This window comes from Achromobacter sp. Marseille-Q0513, from assembly GCF_018195695.1.
In the GTDB taxonomy this organism is placed as follows: Bacteria; Pseudomonadota; Gammaproteobacteria; order Burkholderiales; family Burkholderiaceae_B; genus Achromobacter.
On record NZ_JAGTJY010000138.1, the window covers coordinates 1 to 16,633 of the forward strand.

Sequence of the window (16,633 nt, forward strand, 5' to 3'; positions counted from 1 at the left end):
CCATAGCGCCGGCGGCTCCAGCGGCGGCGCGGGCGCCGCGCTGGCCAGCGGCATGGTGCACATCGCGCACGGCAGCGACGGCGGCGGTTCGATCCGCATTCCCGCGTCGTGCTGCGGCGTGCTGGGCCTGAAGCCCTCGCGCGGCCTGATGCCGCTGGGCCCGCTCAAGGGCGAAGGCTGGGGCGGGCTGGCCACCGAGCACATGATGACCCTGTCGGCGCGCGACTGCGCCGCCGCCCTGGACATCAGCGCCGGCGCCGACGTCGGCGCGCCCTATGCCGCGCCGGCCTTGCCCGCGCTATCCTTCCGCGCGATCGTGGCGGACGTGGCGCGGGATCCGCGCGCCGTCGCGCCGCGCCGCATCGCCTGGCTCAACACGACCTACGAAGGCGACGCGATCGATCCGGAAGTCGCGGCCGCGGTGGCCGAGGCCGCCAGCCTGTTCGCCTCGCTCGGGCACGAACTCGAGACCGCCGCGCCGCCCGTGGGCTCGGAAGAGGTCCTGTCGCCGATGCTGCCGCTGATCGCCAGCGCCGCGGCCAATGCCATCGACGCCTTCGTCGCCGCACGCGGCCGGCGCCTGGCGGCCGACGAACTCCAGCCCACCACGCTGGGTGCGCGCGAGTACGCGCGCAACATCTCGGGCGCGCAGTATGTGTCCTGCGTCGACGCCTGCCACGAGATCACGCGCCGCGTCGGCCGTTTCCTCGACCGGCGCGACGGACAGGGCTACGACCTGTTTCTGTCGCCGACGCTGGCCGGCCTGCCCGCCGCCATCGGCCGTTACGCGATGGACAACGCCGATTACCTGGCCTACCGTCTGGGCAAGAAGGGCGTGATCGGCTATTCGCCCTTCGCGCCGCTGGCGAACCTGACCGGCATGCCCGCGATCTCCATTCCCTTCGGGCAGTCGCGCGATGGCTTGCCCATCGGCATCCAGCTGATGGGGCCGCTGGGCAGCGAGGCCTTGCTGCTGACGCTGGCGGCGCAGGTCGAGGCATTGAAACCGTGGCAGCGGGTGGCGCCGATGGCCCGCTAGCGGCAGGCCCGGCCCGGCGGGCCGGGACGGCGGGCGCGCCGCGCCCGTCTACAGCAACAGGGAGAGACCATGGCATCGTTTTCGACGCATACCGTGTTCAACCAGGTTCCGCCCCTGGAGGACTATTCCCTTTACGAGACGGATCCCGCGCTGCGCGCGGCGGTGGCGCGCGAAGGCGCGGCGGCCTGGCAAGGCGACCTGGCCGCCCATGGCGCCTGGCTCGGGCGGGCGCAGACGCTGGCGGCCGGAGACGAGGCCAACCGCCATCCGCCCAGGCTGATCAGCTATGACCGCAGCGGCCATCGCGTCGACCAGATCGAATTCCATCCGTCCTGGCGACTGCTGATGGGCGGCGTGGTGGCGCGCGGCCTGCACAGCCGGGCCTGGGCGCAGCCGGCGCCGGGCGCCCAGGCCGCGCGCGCCGCCGCCTACCTGATGCAGGGCCAGGTCGAGGCAGGCACCCTGTGTCCTACCACCATGACCTCCGCCGCCGTGCCGCTTCTGCAACGCGAACCCGCCGGCGTGGTGGACTTCGGCGGCGACTGGCTGCCCGCGCTGTATTCGCGCGAGTTCGACGGCGCCGATGCGCCGCTGGCCGCCAAGCGCGGCGCGCTGATCGGCATGGGCCTGACCGAAAAGCAGGGCGGCTCAGACCTGCGCGCCATCAGCACGCGGGCCACGCCGCTGGGCGCGCCGGGGCGCGGCTGCGCCTATCAGCTGGTGGGCCACAAATGGTTCTATTCGGTGCCGCAGGCCGATGCGCATCTGGTGTTGGCCCAGGCCGACGAGGGGCCCAGCTGCTTCTTCGTGCCGCGCTGGATACCGGGCGGGCCGCGCAACGCCGTACGCGTGCGCCGCCTGAAGGACAAGCTGGGCAACCGCAGCAATGCCAGCGCCGAGGTCGAGTTCGAGGACGCCTGGGGCGTGATGGTGGGCGAGCCGGGCCGCGGCCTGGCCGTGCTGCTGGAAATGGCCGCGACCACGCGGCTCGATTGCGTGCTGGGCAGCGCGGCGCTGTTGCGCCAGGCGCTGGTGCAGGCCGCGCATCACGCGCGTCATCGCCAGGCCTTCGGCAAGCCGCTGGCCGAGCAGCCGCTGATGCGCAACGTGCTGGCCGACCTGGCGCTGGAAAGCGAGGCGTCCATGGCGCTGGCGCTGCGGCTGGCGCGCGCCGTCGACGAGCGCGCCGACCCCGGCGCGCGGGCGCTGGCGCGCGTGGGCACGCCGGCGGCCAAGCTGTGGGTCTGCAAGCGCGCCGTGGCGGCGGTGGCCGAGTGCCTGGAGGCCTGGGGCGGCAACGGCTACGTCGAAGACGGTCCCATGCCCAGGCTGTACCGCGAGACGCCGGTGAATTCGGTCTGGGAAGGCTCGGGCAACGTCATGGCGCTGGACGTGCTGCGCGCGCTGCAGCGCGAGCCCGAGGGCATGCCCGCGCTGGCGCGCGAGCTGGACGCGGCCGCCGGCCAGTACCGCGACTACGACGCGGCGCTGGCGCAGTGGCGCGCCAGCCTGGCCGACCCGGCACAGGCCGAGGTCCAGGCCCGCCGCATCGCCGCCGGGCTGGCCCGGCTATGGCAGGCTTCGCTGCTGATCCAGCACGCGCCGGCCGCCGTCGCTGACGCCTTCGTGGGCAGCCGGCTGGCGGCGGGTGGCGGCATTTTCGGCGAATTGCCCGCCGGCGCCGATACGCGGGCCATCCTGGCGCGCGCCTGGCCGGACGCCGCCGCATGCTAAATTTCCCTACTTCTTCGTACCGCCTTACCCATTTGGAACGCCATGCTTTCCCAGCAAGAACTCAAGCAGCAGGCCGCCGACGCGGCCCTGGAATTCGTTGAACAGGTCGCCGGCCCGGACGCCATCATCGGCGTGGGCACCGGTTCCACCGCCGACCTCTTCATCGACGGGCTGGCCCGTTTCAAGGGCCGCATCGCCGGCACCGTGGCCAGCTCCGAGCGCAGCGCCGCCCGCCTGGCGGGGCATGGCCTGAAGGTGCTGGACCTGAACGACGTGCGCTCCATGCCGATCTACGTGGACGGCGCCGACGAGATCAACGCCGGCCTGCACATGATCAAGGGCGGCGGCGGCGCGCTGACGCGCGAGAAGATCGTCGCCTCGGTGGCCGAGCGCTTCATCTGCATCGCCGACGAATCCAAGCTGGTCCAGACGCTGGGCAAGTTCCCGCTGCCGCTCGAAGTGATTCCGATGGCGCGCGAGTCCGTGGCCCGCGCCATGGCTGCGCTGGGCGGCCAGCCGCGCCTGCGCGAAGGCTTCGTGACCGACAACGGCAACGTCATCCTGGACGTGTCCGGCCTGTCGATCACCGACGCGCCGGCGCTGGAAGCCCGCGTCAACAACCTGCCCGGCGTGGTCACTTGTGGCTTGTTCGCGCTGCCTGGCGCCGACGTGGCGCTGCTGGCGACGCAGAACGGCATCCGGCGGCTGGATCGCGCCTGATGATGTGAATATCCCGCCTGCCTCTCACCCGGGCCGCGAGCAGGGAGGGGCGGGGCGGCTTGGCTGCTTCTTTCTTGCGGCCATGGTGGCGGGTGTTCATAATCCTGTCACACATGGGTCATAACCTTGCGGGCTGTGCAGGCCCATCACGAAAACTTCTACTTTCCGGGGCAATGCAATGAAACCAACCACGCAGGGAGCCCGGATGACCGAGCACACAAACAAGCAGTTCGACGCTGATCTGGAAAACGTCCGCTCGCAGTTCCTGCAGATGGGCGGCGTGGTGGAAGCCATGATCCAGGAAGCCATCGACGCGCTTTCCAGCGGCGACATGGCGCTGGTGGACAAGGTCCGCGAGCGGGAAAAGGAAGTCAACCGCCACGAAGTCGAGATCGACGAGAGCATCAGCCGCATCCTGGCCCGGCATCAGCCTACGGCCATCGACCTGCGCATGCTGATGGCGGTGTCGAAGATGCTGACCGACATGGAGCGCTCCGGCGACGAGGCCGAGAAGGTCGCCACCGTCGCGCGCCGCATCCATGAGGGCGAGCTGCGTCACTTTCCCGTCATCGAGCTGCGCCACATGGCCGCCAATGTGCGCACCATGCTGCACCAGGCGCTGGACGCCTTCGCCCGCCTGGATCCGATCCAGGCCGCCGCGGTGGTGCGCAGCGACAAGGAAGTCGACAAGGAATGGAAGGGCGCGCTGCGCCACCTGATCACCTACATGATCGAGGATCCGCGCACCATCTCGCGCTCCATCGACATGATCTTCATCGCGCGCGCGCTCGAGCGCATCGGCGATCATGCCAAGAACATGTCCGAACGCGTGATCTACATGGTCAAGGGCGCGGACGTGCGCCACACGGGCGTGAAGAACACCGAGCGCCTGGCGCGCGGCGAGGAAGACGAGGGCAACGACGCCGATTAAGGCGCGAGGGGCCGGCCTCGGCCCTGACTCCTGATCGTCCGGCGCAAGCCAAGAAAAACCCCTGGAGCGTGGGCCCCAGGGGTTTTTCATTTCCGGCTCGGCACACGTCGTCGAAGGGGAGGCAGCGTCGTGCGCCAGTCGGCACGCGGACCCCTGTCGCAGGCGGGTTTATTAAGACTTCTTAGATATTTGTATTAATGATTCAGCGTAAGTCTGATCATTAATTCATTGCCTTTTTTATTGATTTTTGCAGTTGTATTTTCGAACTTTTCAATTAAGAAATTTCTCGAAGAAATTCGATTTAAGTCTCCCCATCATAGCGACTGCCTGAATCGGGATGCTACCCAGCTACCCGGTCAGGTTGCTCCTTGCCTCGTGGCAAGGGACAACTTCAACCTTTGGCTGGTTCACTATGAAACTCAATAAAATCATTCTCGCGATCGGGTTGGGCGTGGCAGCGGTTGGCGTCGCCAATGCCGCCAGCGTGTCCAAGAAAATCACCCTGACGGCTCAGATCAACGACGCCATCTTCGTTTCCAAGGCGGACGGCTCGACCTGGTACGGCACCGAAGAACTCGAGGCCGCCGACTATCGTCAGCAATCCTTCTCCAAGACGCTGCCTGTCCGCGTCTGGACCAAGAACTCGGACTTCAAGGTCTCGCTGCAGCAGCCTCTGAAGATGACCAACGGCGTCTACGAAATGAAGAACGCCAAGGTTTCGCTCACCTCCGGCGCTGGCACCGGCGAGGTGAAGTTCGGCTCGGCGCTGACCGTCAAGCAGGTGACGACGACCGCCGACGGCTTCGACGAAGTCCACAACGTGATCGTCAATGTCGACGCGCCGACCAAGACCACCGGCGGTCCCGAGACCAACGGCAGCTATAGCGGCGATCTGGTCATGGTGTTCGAACCCGTTGCCGCGACCGGCACCGGTGGCTCCGGCGGCACCGGCGGCACTGGCGGCACCGGAAACCCGTAAGTACCGCCACCTCGGGCGCAGCTATGCGCCTGTTTCCCGGACCCCGATTTCGCATCGGGGTCCGCGCTTTCCCCTCCCTCTTTCTCCCTTGGACTCTTCTGGATATTCCAGGCGATATCAGCATGTCTGTACGACAGACTTCCTTTTGGTTGTGCATAGCGTGGGCGTGTCTTTCGGCGGTGGCGCCCATGCGCGCGCACGCGCAGGCGGTCGTCAGCTACGGAGTGCCGGAAGGCTTCAGCGAGATCGAGCTGGACGATGCCGCCAGCTATGTGGCGACGTACGAGGGCAAGACACTGCCTGGCCTGATCAGCTATTCGCAGAAGCGGGCCGCGCTCGGATTCGATGCGGAACTGTACGCGGCCAATGGCATCTCGCTGGAAGAGATCAGCGCCATCCGTGGTGTCGTGTCCAGGATCGACTACAAGCAGTGCGTCAATGGTTGCGATATGCAGGTCGCCGGCCACTACGTCACTGTCGACAAGGTGCGCCGCACGCTGGATATCCGCAGCACGCGGTCGGATTATCTGGCGCCGTCCACGTCCGTGGGGTTGGTCAGCAATCATGCCATCGACCTGCGTGGCGCATCTGATGGCTACCGCAGCGCGAACATCTATGGCAACACCTGGCTGGGCTTGCCCGGGCGCAGCTTTGGCTACGCAAGCTGGTATGGCGGCCGCAGCCGCACGCAGGGCCGCAGCACCAGCAGCCAGGGCCTGTCGTCCTACTACCTGCAAAAGAACTTCGCCGGCACCTATGTCCGCGCGGGCAAGCAGAACAGCATCGACTATGCATCCGGCTCGGTCAGTACCGTGCTGACGCCCAGCTTCGACCGTTTTGTCACCATTGGCAGCCAGGACAACCTGCGCAGCCAGCGCAACGCCGGCTCGCTGGTGCTCTATGCCACGGCCGAGGGCAACTATGAGTTCTACCGCAATGGACGCCTGGTCTGGAAGCGGCCGGCCACGCTGGGCCGCAACGAGGTCAGCTACCTGGACCTGCCCGGCGGCTACTACCCGCTGGAAGTGCGCCTGGTCGATCGCAATGGCAATGTGCTCAATAGCGAAGTCCGCGACATCAACAACCTGAATTTCTCCAGCGGACAGAATTCATGGCACGTCACCGTGGGCCAGGAAATGAATACCGGTGAGAACCTGGTGCAGGCCTCGGTCAGCCGGAACCTGAGTCAGTTCTACCTGAACGGATCCGTGGTCCGCGGCGAACGCTCGCAGTGGGCCTCGGAGCTGAACCTGACCCGGCCTTCCAGCATCGGTCAGACCGAGATCACGCCGACCGTGGGCGTGCTCAGCGGTGAGCGTGGCAAGGGCGGCTACGTCAACCTGCAACTGAGCGATCCGACCCTGGGCAGTCTCTGGGTCAGCCGCTACCTGAACAACGACGTGTCGCGCTTCTATTGGGGCTCGCCCAGCACCAGCCTGTCGTACAGCCACCTCGTGCGCGGCGTGTCGCTGGGCTACAACTATTACAAGCAACCCTTCGGCGAAACCCACCAGGCCGAGATGCGTTGGAACTATCGTCCCAACGGACTGTGGTCCACCTTCGCGCTGGGGGTGCAGAAGGGCGGCTACATGAGCCGCGATGGCGGCTACGCCATCTACTTCAACATGAGCTGGACGCTGGACAAGTCGCAGGCCAGCTTCCGCGCTGCGCAATATGGCGGGCAGACGCAACTGAGTGGCGACTATCGCCGCGACTTCCAGGACAGCTACGGCACCACGTCGCTTGGCACGACCGTGAACCGCCAGAACCGCGAGACCAGCCTGACCGCCTATGGCAGCCGGTCGGGCACGCGCGGCGAGACGTCCCTGAACGTTGGCCACAACGGCCGCAGCAGCAGCGCGGACTTCAACTATCGCGGCATGGTCGCGGCCAGCGCCGACGGCCTCGCGCTGGGACGCTACAGCAGCGGCGGCAGTGCCATGCTGCTGAGCACGCCGGACGTGTCCGGCACGGACTACGGCTTCAACGTCGAGGGCCATCCAGTGGCCGGTGGCGGTACCTATGCCGTGCCGCTCGGGCTGTATGACGACGTGTCTTTCGCGCGGGTGGTCAGCGGCAACGACGGCCTGGACATGAACATCGAAGTGCCGGCCAACATCGTCCGCGCGCACCCGGGCCAGGTCTATCCAGCACAGGCCAAGGTCGACATCAACATGGTCTACAGCGGCCTGCTGAGCGGGCCGGACGGCGAGCCGGTGGGCGGCCGGATCCTCGAAACCGGCGACACGGCCCATCCCAACGGCCTGTTCTCGATATCGGCCAAGACCATGTTGCCCAGGATCACCGTGCAGCAGGGCGGCAGGAGCTATGTCTGCGACCTGTCCGATGGTGGCAGCAATGGCCGCTACCGCTGCGAATGACTGAACAAGGACTATCCAAGATGACGCTACGATCGATTTTCTTTCTTGCCCTGGCCGCCCTGGCGGCGCTGCCGGCCGCGCGCGAGGCGCGCGCCGAGGGTGAACTGATGGTGATGCCGGCCAGCCTGCAGGTCGTTCCCGGCCACGACTATTCGGTGACGGTCAAGAACGTGGGCGATGGCCCGCTGTACCTGAACATCGCACTGCAGCAAGTGATGAATCCCGGCATGGAACCCGAGCGCAAGGTGCCCTTGAGCGAGATCGAGCGCCCCGGCCTGTTGGCGCATCCGGATCGCCTGTCGCTGGGGCCGGGCCAGTCGCGCAAGATCGCGCTCAAGTCGCTGGCCGAGCCGGCGGCCGAGGCGCTTTACCGCCTATATGTGATTCCAGCCAAGGTCATGCAGGTGAACGACGCGCCGCAGGACAAGATCACCGCGCCGATGTCGGTGGCCATCGGCTATGGGGTGCTGGTGCGCCACATGCCTCCGGTTGCCAGGCAGACCACGGGGTGGACTCACCGCTGCGAGGGCCGCGAAATGGTGCTGGAGAACACCGGCAACGTGCGCGTGGTGCTGCCGGATGCGCAGGCGGGAAAATCCGCCACCGCCCGCAGCCTGGCCTTGTTCCCTGGCGTGCCGCAGCGCATCGCGGACGGCAGCCTGCGCTGGACGAGCCAGGGGGAGTCGCGTTCGCTCGAATGCGGCCAGTAGCGTGACAAGAGAGGCATCGCGATGAAACGTTTCAGGGGCATGTGCGCGAGTTTGGCCCGGCGGCTTCCAGAGGCGGCATTGGCCTTGGCGTGCTTGCTGGATGCCGGTACGGCGGCTCGGGCCTGGCCGGCGGTCTGGCCCACGGATTCATCCGATGTGATCGAAGCCGGTTCGTATTCGAATTGCCGCTACGCCGAAGACGCCACGAGGGCCACCATATCGGTCGACGTCAAGTTCAGAGGAGCCGCTGGCAATGTAGCCGGTAAGACCTTCATGGCCAGGGGCATGCTGTTCTATTCATACGACGCGCAGGGCAAGTTGAAGGTCATTGCCGACAATGTGAATGGAACGCTAAACGGCATACACGGCAATGCCGCCACTTCGGGCGGCAATTACCGTCTGTTCTACGCCACCATTTCAAGGGAACCTTGGACCAATGCCAACGAGGTCGCCGTAAAAGTGGTGATCTCGGCGCCGCTCGCCCTGTTAGCCGATTGGCCGGCCGTTGCCTTCTATCCCGTAAACGTGACCACCGACCAGACGGTCGTGCTGCCGAGATTCGGTGCGGTGTATATCGGCAAGGGCACCACGGGATGCCAGATCATTACCGACCATACCAAGCCGCCGCCGCCGGCGGAGGTCACCGAGATCAAGGTCAGTGCGCCCGATTGGGACCTGGGCGAGCTGGAGCGCGGCAAGGAAACCACCCGGACGTTCGCCAATCCCAATGAACAGCTCTGTTTCAACTACGCGACGAAATACATCGGCTTCGAGAAGTACCTGATCAGCGCGAGCAACCGCAACGGTGAAGATCTGGGCAAGTATCTGTTGGTCAATGCCGACGACGCCTCGCAGACCATCCCCTACAGCCTTGGTTTGACTGGCCCGAGGGAAACCGTGTCTCTGCCCAGCGCAGCCCCGGTCCAGTTCACGCTGAGCAAGGACGGCAGGACCTGCTTGAACGCCACATTCAAGGCCTGGGCCAGCGACCAGGTCAAGGGCGGAGATTTCAGCGATGTGCTTACATTCACCATCACCACCCAGTCCTAGGAGCAGCCTGCGGGCGCGCTCGATCGGCCGCGCGGCGATGCGTGGCGCATTGCTGTGCTGCGCGCTGTTGCCGGCGATGGCCATGGCGGCGGGCGTGCTCAAGCTGTCCCATGCCGAGATCTGGCTGCGCGGCGATGGCCGGACCAGCCGGCTGTATGCCGAGAATATCGGCGACACCACGTTGTACCTGGAGGTGGAACAGCGCCTGCTGCGCAATCCCGGCCAGCAGCCCGAAGAATTGACGCCGATCGCCGAGGTGCGCCATCCCACGCTGCTGGTGGCGCCCGTGCGCCTGGCGCTGGCGCCGGGGCAGCGCGCACCGGTCACGATGAAGGAGCTGGCGCGTCCGGATAGTCCGCAGGTCTGGCGCGTGACATTCCGGCCCCGGGAAAAGCTGCTGGCGGCGCAGGACCCTGCGCAGGAGGTGGCGGCGCCGCTGGTGGTGAGCATCGGCTATGGCGTGCTGATTTACCAGGTGCCGGCGCGCTAGCCGTTCTTGTCACTATCGTGGATGGGAGCATATCAATGAAGCGAGGGCTTTTCCCAGGATTCGCGTCTTGCGCCGCCATGCGGCGCGGCTTGTGGGTGACCTTGTTGGCGGCGCTGTGGCCATGCGCGGGCCGCGAGGCCCAGGCGCAACGCATCTACTATGCCGACATCATCGAGGGCGACTATAGCCAATGCCGCATTCAGCAGTCTGGCAACGTCATCCATATCACCTTTTCGGTCAGGTTCAGGTCCGCGAATGGCTATACCGCTGGCGAGCGCTTCTATTCCAGGGGCCTGGCACTGTTTGGATACGACGAAACGGGCAAGCAGGTAGGTTTGAGCGGGTTTTTCCGGGCAACGATAAATGGCAACAATGCTGGCTATACGACATACGCCAGCAATTACCTCGTTGAGCATGCGATCCGAACCTACCCGAAGCCCGAATGGATGGATGCGGGGGCCTACACCGCGAACGTCGCCATCGAAACGACCACTGATTCGTTTCGCCAGTGGCCGGCCATAGGGATGCAGGTGGTGAACGTGACGGGGAGCTTCAATCACGTATTTCCGAAGATTGGCGCGGCCTACGTCGGCCTCGGTACCCGGGGGTGCCAGCTCATTGATCCCACCAAGCCGCCGCCGTCGCCAGTCACGACTGAAATCACGGTCACGGCGCCCGACTGGGACTTGGGGGAGTTGGAGCGGGGCAAGGAAACGACGCGGACCTTCGCGACCGACGCGCAGCGGCTCTGCTTTCGCTACGACCCGAAGTACATCGAATACGACAAGTACCTGATCAGCGCGAGCAATCGCAATGGCGTGGCCGAGAACAAGTTCCTGCTGGCCAACACGGTGGATGGCGGCGGGACGATTCCCTATGTCCTGAGCCTGGCGGGAGGTGGCGCGCCGGTGCCGCTACCCAGCATCGACGGCGTTCTGTTCACGCTGGGCAAGAGCGGCAGGACCTGCCTGACGCCCACGTTCAAGGCATGGGCCGGCGCGGACATCAAGGGAGGCGATTTCAGCGATGTACTTACGTTCACCATCACAACCACGCCCTAGGCGCGGCCTGACGGCGCGCGCTCAAGCTGTCCCGCGCCGAGATATGGTCGCGCGGCGATGGCCGGACCAGCCGACTGTGCGCCGCCAATGCCGGCGACGCCACGCTGTACCTGGACGTGGAACAGCGCCTGCTGCGCAATACCGGCCAGCAGCCTGAAGAATTGACGCCGATGGGCGAGGAGCGCAATTGAGAGCATTCATGAAGCGAAGGATTTCCCCGGGATTCGTGCCTGGCGCCGCCGCGAGGCTGGGCTTGCTGGCGGCGCTGTGGATGTGCGCGGGCCGGTCGGCTTGGCCCCAGACGATCTACTCAGCCGACGTCATCGACGGCGGCTACCGCGACTGCAGCATGAGCCGGAACGGCACTCATGCTGTCGTCAACTTCACCGTTGACTTCAAGGCCGCGGCTGGGAATATGGCTGGCAAGCGTTTCTTGTCCCGGGGGATATCAGTTTTTGGATACGATGAAACGGGTAAACCGGCGGCCCCGGTGCAAATGTTTGTGGCGATCAATGGCACCGACAGCTCCATCAAACGCCTAGTTGGCGACTTCCTGATCGCGCATGCGGTTCCGGCCTATCCGCGAGCCAACTGGATGAATTCACAGGCATTCACCGCCAACGTTCGTCTCGAAGTGTTCGCGGACACGTTGAACAACTGGCCGGCCCTAGGGGTGCGAGCGGCGAATGTGGAAGAGGGGGTGTGGTCGCCCGTGCTCGCAAGCGCTGGCGCGCTATACATCGGCCCCGGTACGCAGGGCTGCCAGATCATCGATCCCGCCAAGCCGCCGCCGTCGCCGGTCACTACCGAGATCAAGGTCACGGCGCCCGATTGGGACCTGGGGGAGTTGGAGCGCGGCAAGGAAACGACGCGGACCTTTGCGGCCGACGCGCAACGACTCTGCTTTCGCTACGACGCCAAATACATTGAATACGACAAGTACCTGATCAGCGTGAGCAACCACAATGGCGTGGCCGAGAACAAGTTCCTGCTGGCCAATACGGAAGACGGCAGCGAGACGGTTCCCTATGCGCTGAGCCTGGCGGGAGGCGGCGCGCCGATGGCGCTGCCCAGTATCAATGGACTGCCGTTGACACTGGGCAAGAGCGGGCGGACGTGCCTGACGCCCACGTTCAAGGTATGGGCCGGCGCCAACATCAAGGGAGGCGATTTCGACGATGTGCTCACGTTCACCATCACCACCCAGCCCTAGGCATGGCAGTCATTCTTCGATAGGGGATCATCCATGAAGCGCAGTATTTTTCCGCGACTCGCGCATTCTCCAGAAGCGGGGCGTCCACGGACCTGGCGCGTTCTGGCGGCGCGGATCGCCGTGCTGGCCTGCCTGTGGGCGCTGCCCATCACGACGCCCGCGCCGGCATTGGCGGCCATCACCGTGACGGGCAAGACTTCCAGCACCATCAAGGCCTACGTCAAGCCCTTGGAGTTCATTGCGGTGACCAACGAGCTTGGCGGCTGGCAGGACAATCTGGAAATGCAGCAGCTGGGCGCCTGGAACACACCCTACGAAGTGGCCTTGCGCCTGCGCGTGACGTCCCTGCCGAACAAGTTCCAGGTGCGCCTGGATGCGCCGCTGGTGCTGCAGAACGCCAAGAACCAGGTGTTCCGCCAGCCCGTGGTGACGCTGGCGCCGGAGGGCGGCGCACCCAAGCCCCTGCTGGTGGGACAGAGCGCTGAATTTGAGAATCCGGCGCCATCCGTCGAGGGGACGAATTCCGTCGGCATGTACGCGCTCAAGGTTGCCGCCTTGCCCCCCGAGGGCGATTTTCGTGACGTCGCGGGCACGTACCAGGGCGTTTTGTCGATGACGTTCGAGCCGGTCGCCATCAAACCCTGAACGCCGTCCGGTCGGCGGTCGCTTGCCGGCGTCACGCAGGTTGATGTGCACGATATGCGAACTTCCATGAAAAATACCCTCATGCCGCGCGCACTGCGTGCGCTTGTTGCGCCCTCTGGTTGGGCTTTTCATCTTTGGGCGGTCCAGCGATGAAAAAAGTCCTCTTGTCGCTGGCCGCCATCCTGGCCTTGCTGTGCAGCGCGCCCGCGTCGGCGCTGATCGATGTCTATCCCAAGGAAATCGAGGTGCGCGACGAGGCCGTGCTGGTCACGGTATCCAACCAGGGAGACCGCCCGGAATACGTGTCGGTCGCGCTGTCGCGGCTGCTCAATCCGGGCGCGCCGCTGCGCGACGAAAAGCTCGAGCCCATCGGCCAGACGACGGTGCCGACCCTGTATGCGACGCCGTTCCAGCTGACCCTGTCACCGGGCCAGAGCAAGCGCATCGCGCTCAAGCCGCTGGACAGCGTGCCGGTGGAGCAGGTGTATCGACTAGTGGTCAAGCCCGAGGTTGGAAAGATGGAAACCGGCCGCCAGCAGGGGGCCGGCATGGTGGTGGTCAACATTGCCTATAGCGCGCTGGTGCGCCAGGTGCCGGACAATCGGGAATCCGCCATCAAGGTCGAATGCGTGGCCGAGGGCGCGCGCGTTGTGGCCACGGGCTCGGTGCGTCATAGGGTCGAGGGTGCACGGGTGGATGGTCGCGAGATCCAACCGTTCAATGTCTACCCAGGCACACCGCGCCTGCTGCGCGGCGCGCGCGTCACGCTGCCCGGCCAATCGGCCTGCGGCCCGGTCTGATTCAATCCCGCCCGGTCCACGGCGCCAGCGTCCAGCCGCGCCGCAGCCTCGGATCCGGCACGCCGGGCTTGCCGGACGCGATGCGGCCCGCCAGCCGGCGGCCGAACGACGGCATGTCCGGCACGGTGATCTCCAGGTCGTACCAGCCTTCGCAGCCGGCGTACTTGAGCTCGATTGCGCCGCCGGCCTCCACGTGCGCCACCGCGCGCCAGCCGTCGCCAATGCGCGATTCCACTTTCATGGGCTGGTGCGCCTCGCCATGGTTGATCAGCCGCAGGCGCAGGCCGGCGCTGACCGGCACCAGCTGCGCTTCGAGCAGGCCGCCGTCCCGGGCGCCGCCGCGGAACTCGCGGTGGAATCCGTCCGGGCCCAGCAGCCACAGTCCGTAGTCGCCGCGAGCCGACAGGCGCCAGCCGTCGTCCAGCCGTGCCCCCGCGCCCAGCGTGTAGCGCCGGGGTGGCGCGGCCAGGTCGAGGCGATCGTACACATGCAGCACGGCGCCCGCGCTGCCCGGATTGCGGAAGGTCAGGCGGTAGCTTTCACCATCGGCCGTCATGCGGCCCACGGTTTCCAGCGCATAGGGCAGGGCGCAGCTGCGGCGCGTCTGGATCGCGTGGCCGCCGGGCGGCTCGTCCGAGTGGTCGCGTTCGCCGCTGAAGTCCAGCGCCGAGGTCAGGTCACCGGCGACGGCGCGGCGCCAGGCGCTGATGTTGGGTTCCATGACGCCATGGCGGGCTTCCAGGAAACGGATCACCGAGGTGTGGTCGAACACCTGCGCGTTGACCCAGCCGCCCCGGCTCCAGGGCGACACCACCAGCATGGGCACGCGCGGCCCCATGCCGAAGGCGCGGCCGTGCAGGGCGGCGGGGTCGTCGGGTGTGCCGGCGCTGGGGCCGGTGCGCGCGTCGTGGTATTCGCCGTCCAGCTCCACGGTGGACAGGCCGCCCGATTGCGCGCCGTCGTTGCGCGCGGGCGGCGCCGGCGGCGGCACGTGGTCGTAGAAGCAGTCGTTCTCGTCGTAGGTGACGAAGAAGACGCAGCGGCTCCAGACCGCCGGGTTGCGCGTGAGGATGTCCAGCACCCGTTCCGTGTAGGCTCCGCCGGCGCGCGGCGACGAGACTTCCGGATGCTCGGAGTCGGCGGCGGGCGCGATGATCCACGAAACCTGGGGCAGGCTGCCGGCGGCGACATCGCGTTCCAGGTCTTGCAGCGTGCGGGTCGACAGGCCGCGCTCGCGCAGCGGCGCGTCGCCGCCGGCGGCATGCGCCGCGCGGTACTGGCGAAAGCCGGCCAGCGGGTTGTCGTTGAAGTTGTCGGCCATGTCCTGGTAGATGCGCCAGTCCACGCCGGCCTGCTGCAGCCGTTCGGGATAGGTGGTCCAGGCATAGCCCTCGGCGGCGGGGCCGAGACGGTCATGGGTGTTGACCAGCGCCGGGCCGCCGGCCTCGCCGCGCGGATCGTTGGCGCCGGTCCACAGGAACAGCCGGTTGGGATTGGTGCCGGCCTGCATCGAGCAGTGATAGGCCTCGCACAGCGTGAAGGCGTCGGCCAGCGCGGTCTGGAACGGCAGTTCGGCGGGGCCGTAGGCACCCATGCCGAGACGGCCCTTGGCGGGCAGCCACTGGTCCATGCGGCCGTCGTTCCAGGCGCGCTGGGCGTCGTCCCAGGTGTGCGGCGTGATGTAGCCCACCGGCGTGTCGCTGCGATGCTCGGGCTGCAAGGCATAGGGACCGGTGCGGATGCCGTCGCCGGACTGCGTCAGCACGTCGCCGCCGGGCGTGGGCGCGGGATGCGGATCGGCGAAGCCGCGCACGCCGGGCAGCGTGCCGAAGTAGTGATCGAAGGAGCGGTTCTCCTGCATCAGGATGACGACGTGGTCCACGTCCCGGATCGTGCCGCTGCGGCGATCGGGTTCGATCGCCAGCGCGCGCTTGATGGCATCCGGGAGGTCCTGGAAATGGGGAGAACGCGGTTCAGCTTTCATGACGGCATTAATACGGCCTGCGACAGGCGAATCTTAAGGCCATCGGCGCATCGCGCCACGATGCGGCGCACGCGTCGCGACTGATGCAGGTCAGATGCTTGCAAGTCGTTACCCTTTTCCGGGACGGCGGCGCGCGATTTCTATAGGATGAGGCCCCGCGTACCCACTACCGAGGCCCCGGACGGGGCCGTCCGCCCGCGATGCGAATCAAAGTGCTTGCCTGGTCTGTCGTGACGCTCGCCGCCGTGGCGCTGGCGATCTGGGCCGCCGCCTATGCGTGGCTGTTTTCCCAGGAGGACTACGCGCCCAGGCCCGGCACGCTGGCCTACTACGTGGGCATGTCCTCGCTGGTGCGCAATGCGCCCGTGGCGAACGCTACCGGCGCGCCGGACTACTTCGGCTCGGTCGGCGACGGCAACAAGGCGCCGCATTCCGAGGTGTCGTACGCGGCGGCGCCCGGTAGCGTCGATGGCGCCTATGCCTCGATGGATGCCTACCTGCAGAGCCGCGGCTTCCAGCCGCGTCCGGCCGAGGCCGCCGGCATGGTGGCGGCCGCGCTCGCGGATGGCGAGGAACTGGTGCGCCACGCCGAATACCTGTCCGGCTCGGGCGAGCTGGTGGTGCTGGCGGTGTCCAGGACCGCCGATCCGGCGGATGGCTACCGGATCACGCTGACGCACTGGGACTGAATGACGCGCGAGGGTTGACGCCGCGCAATGGAAAAGGCCCGGATCCGGCGCGATGCCGGATCCGGGCCTTGCGACATGCCTGGCGCGTGGCCTCAGGCCGAGGGCGGCACGTAGCCTTGGGCTTCGACGCTGCCGTCTTCGAACAGGAAGCGTTCCATCTGCTGCTGCAGGTACTTGCGGGCGCGCGAGTCGGCCAGGTTCAGGCGG

At 66.6% G+C, this 16,633-nt stretch carries 16 protein-coding genes; 14 read left to right on the forward strand and 2 right to left on the reverse strand.

Features of this window, described 5'->3' with window-relative positions; genetic code table 11:
- The 13 genes from KDH83_RS22530 to KDH83_RS22590 all read left to right on the forward strand — a co-directional run.
- Positions 1-1,039: amidase (locus tag KDH83_RS22530; RefSeq protein WP_212320012.1), on the forward strand; the 1,039-nt coding region annotated here is incomplete at its 5' end.
- Between the two features lie 69 nt (positions 1,040-1,108).
- Positions 1,109-2,773: an isovaleryl-CoA dehydrogenase gene (locus KDH83_RS22535; RefSeq protein ID WP_212320014.1), complete on the forward strand. Its 1,665-nt coding sequence runs from the start codon at positions 1,109-1,111 to the stop codon at positions 2,771-2,773.
- Positions 2,774-2,815: 42 nt separating this feature from the next.
- Positions 2,816-3,493 carry a ribose-5-phosphate isomerase RpiA gene (gene rpiA, locus KDH83_RS22540; protein ID WP_212320016.1) on the forward strand — a complete coding sequence of 226 codons (678 nt, stop codon included), beginning with the start codon at positions 2,816-2,818 and terminating at the stop codon, positions 3,491-3,493.
- A gap of 205 nt (positions 3,494-3,698) precedes the next feature.
- Entirely contained in the window at positions 3,699-4,424 is a 726-nt protein-coding gene (gene phoU / locus KDH83_RS22545) for a phosphate signaling complex protein PhoU (RefSeq protein ID WP_212320017.1), read from the forward strand.
- A 412-nt stretch (positions 4,425-4,836) separates the two neighbouring features.
- Positions 4,837-5,403: a CS1 type fimbrial major subunit gene (locus tag KDH83_RS22550; protein ID WP_212320019.1), complete on the forward strand. Its 567-nt coding sequence runs from the start codon at positions 4,837-4,839 to the stop codon at positions 5,401-5,403.
- Positions 5,404-5,591: 188 nt separating this feature from the next.
- On the forward strand, positions 5,592-7,784 hold the full coding sequence (locus tag KDH83_RS22555; RefSeq protein ID WP_249205279.1) for a TcfC E-set like domain-containing protein: 2,193 nt from the start codon (positions 5,592-5,594) through the stop codon (positions 7,782-7,784).
- A 20-nt stretch (positions 7,785-7,804) separates the two neighbouring features.
- Complete coding sequence (locus KDH83_RS22560; protein WP_212320023.1) at positions 7,805-8,494, forward strand: pilus assembly protein; 690 nt, start codon at positions 7,805-7,807, stop codon at positions 8,492-8,494.
- A gap of 21 nt (positions 8,495-8,515) precedes the next feature.
- A complete protein-coding gene (locus KDH83_RS22565) occupies positions 8,516-9,544 on the forward strand; it encodes a hypothetical protein (protein ID WP_212320025.1) in 1,029 nt (342 codons plus the stop codon).
- A gap of 37 nt (positions 9,545-9,581) precedes the next feature.
- Positions 9,582-10,034 carry a hypothetical protein gene (locus KDH83_RS22570; protein WP_212320026.1) on the forward strand — a complete coding sequence of 151 codons (453 nt, stop codon included), beginning with the start codon at positions 9,582-9,584 and terminating at the stop codon, positions 10,032-10,034.
- A gap of 35 nt (positions 10,035-10,069) precedes the next feature.
- Positions 10,070-11,095, forward strand: a complete 1,026-nt coding sequence (locus KDH83_RS22575) for a hypothetical protein (RefSeq protein WP_212320028.1) — start codon at positions 10,070-10,072, stop codon at positions 11,093-11,095.
- Positions 11,096-11,294: 199 nt separating this feature from the next.
- A complete protein-coding gene (locus KDH83_RS22580) occupies positions 11,295-12,308 on the forward strand; it encodes a hypothetical protein (RefSeq protein ID WP_212320030.1) in 1,014 nt (337 codons plus the stop codon).
- Between the two features lie 33 nt (positions 12,309-12,341).
- A complete protein-coding gene (locus KDH83_RS22585) occupies positions 12,342-12,953 on the forward strand; it encodes a hypothetical protein (protein WP_249205280.1) in 612 nt (203 codons plus the stop codon).
- Between the two features lie 149 nt (positions 12,954-13,102).
- Complete coding sequence (locus tag KDH83_RS22590; RefSeq protein ID WP_212320032.1) at positions 13,103-13,753, forward strand: hypothetical protein; 651 nt, start codon at positions 13,103-13,105, stop codon at positions 13,751-13,753.
- A 1-nt stretch (position 13,754) separates the two neighbouring features.
- Here the strand turns inward: KDH83_RS22590 and KDH83_RS22595 are convergent, their stop codons facing one another.
- Positions 13,755-15,737 (reverse strand): phosphocholine-specific phospholipase C, encoded by a 1,983-nt coding sequence (locus KDH83_RS22595; RefSeq protein ID WP_212320034.1) that lies wholly within the window; start codon positions 15,735-15,737, stop codon positions 13,755-13,757.
- A gap of 212 nt (positions 15,738-15,949) precedes the next feature.
- On the opposite strand from KDH83_RS22595, the gene KDH83_RS22600 reads away from it, so the two are divergent.
- Positions 15,950-16,426, forward strand: a complete 477-nt coding sequence (locus KDH83_RS22600; RefSeq protein ID WP_212320036.1) for a hypothetical protein — start codon at positions 15,950-15,952, stop codon at positions 16,424-16,426.
- Positions 16,427-16,518: 92 nt separating this feature from the next.
- Here KDH83_RS22600 and KDH83_RS22605 read toward each other — a convergent pair.
- Positions 16,519-16,633: Fe(2+)-trafficking protein (locus KDH83_RS22605; RefSeq protein WP_212320040.1), on the reverse strand; the 115-nt coding region annotated here is incomplete at its 5' end.

Excerpts from the sequence above, each read along its gene's own strand:
- KDH83_RS22535 (WP_212320014.1), top strand. The coding sequence starts at position 1,109 with ATGGCATCGTTTTCGACGCATACCGTGTTCAACCAGGTTCCGCCCCTG.
- rpiA (WP_212320016.1), top strand. The coding sequence starts at position 2,816 with ATGCTTTCCCAGCAAGAACTCAAGCAGCAGGCCGCCGACGCGGCCCTG.
- phoU (WP_212320017.1), top strand. The coding sequence starts at position 3,699 with ATGACCGAGCACACAAACAAGCAGTTCGACGCTGATCTGGAAAACGTC.
- KDH83_RS22550 (WP_212320019.1), top strand. The coding sequence starts at position 4,837 with ATGAAACTCAATAAAATCATTCTCGCGATCGGGTTGGGCGTGGCAGCG.
- KDH83_RS22555 (WP_249205279.1), top strand. The coding sequence starts at position 5,592 with ATGCGCGCGCACGCGCAGGCGGTCGTCAGCTACGGAGTGCCGGAAGGC.
- KDH83_RS22560 (WP_212320023.1), top strand. The coding sequence starts at position 7,805 with ATGACGCTACGATCGATTTTCTTTCTTGCCCTGGCCGCCCTGGCGGCG.
- KDH83_RS22565 (WP_212320025.1), top strand. The coding sequence starts at position 8,516 with ATGAAACGTTTCAGGGGCATGTGCGCGAGTTTGGCCCGGCGGCTTCCA.
- KDH83_RS22570 (WP_212320026.1), top strand. The coding sequence starts at position 9,582 with ATGCGTGGCGCATTGCTGTGCTGCGCGCTGTTGCCGGCGATGGCCATG.
- KDH83_RS22575 (WP_212320028.1), top strand. The coding sequence starts at position 10,070 with ATGAAGCGAGGGCTTTTCCCAGGATTCGCGTCTTGCGCCGCCATGCGG.
- KDH83_RS22580 (WP_212320030.1), top strand. The coding sequence starts at position 11,295 with ATGAAGCGAAGGATTTCCCCGGGATTCGTGCCTGGCGCCGCCGCGAGG.
- KDH83_RS22585 (WP_249205280.1), top strand. The coding sequence starts at position 12,342 with ATGAAGCGCAGTATTTTTCCGCGACTCGCGCATTCTCCAGAAGCGGGG.
- KDH83_RS22590 (WP_212320032.1), top strand. The coding sequence starts at position 13,103 with ATGAAAAAAGTCCTCTTGTCGCTGGCCGCCATCCTGGCCTTGCTGTGC.
- KDH83_RS22595 (WP_212320034.1), bottom strand. The coding sequence starts at position 15,737 with ATGAAAGCTGAACCGCGTTCTCCCCATTTCCAGGACCTCCCGGATGCC.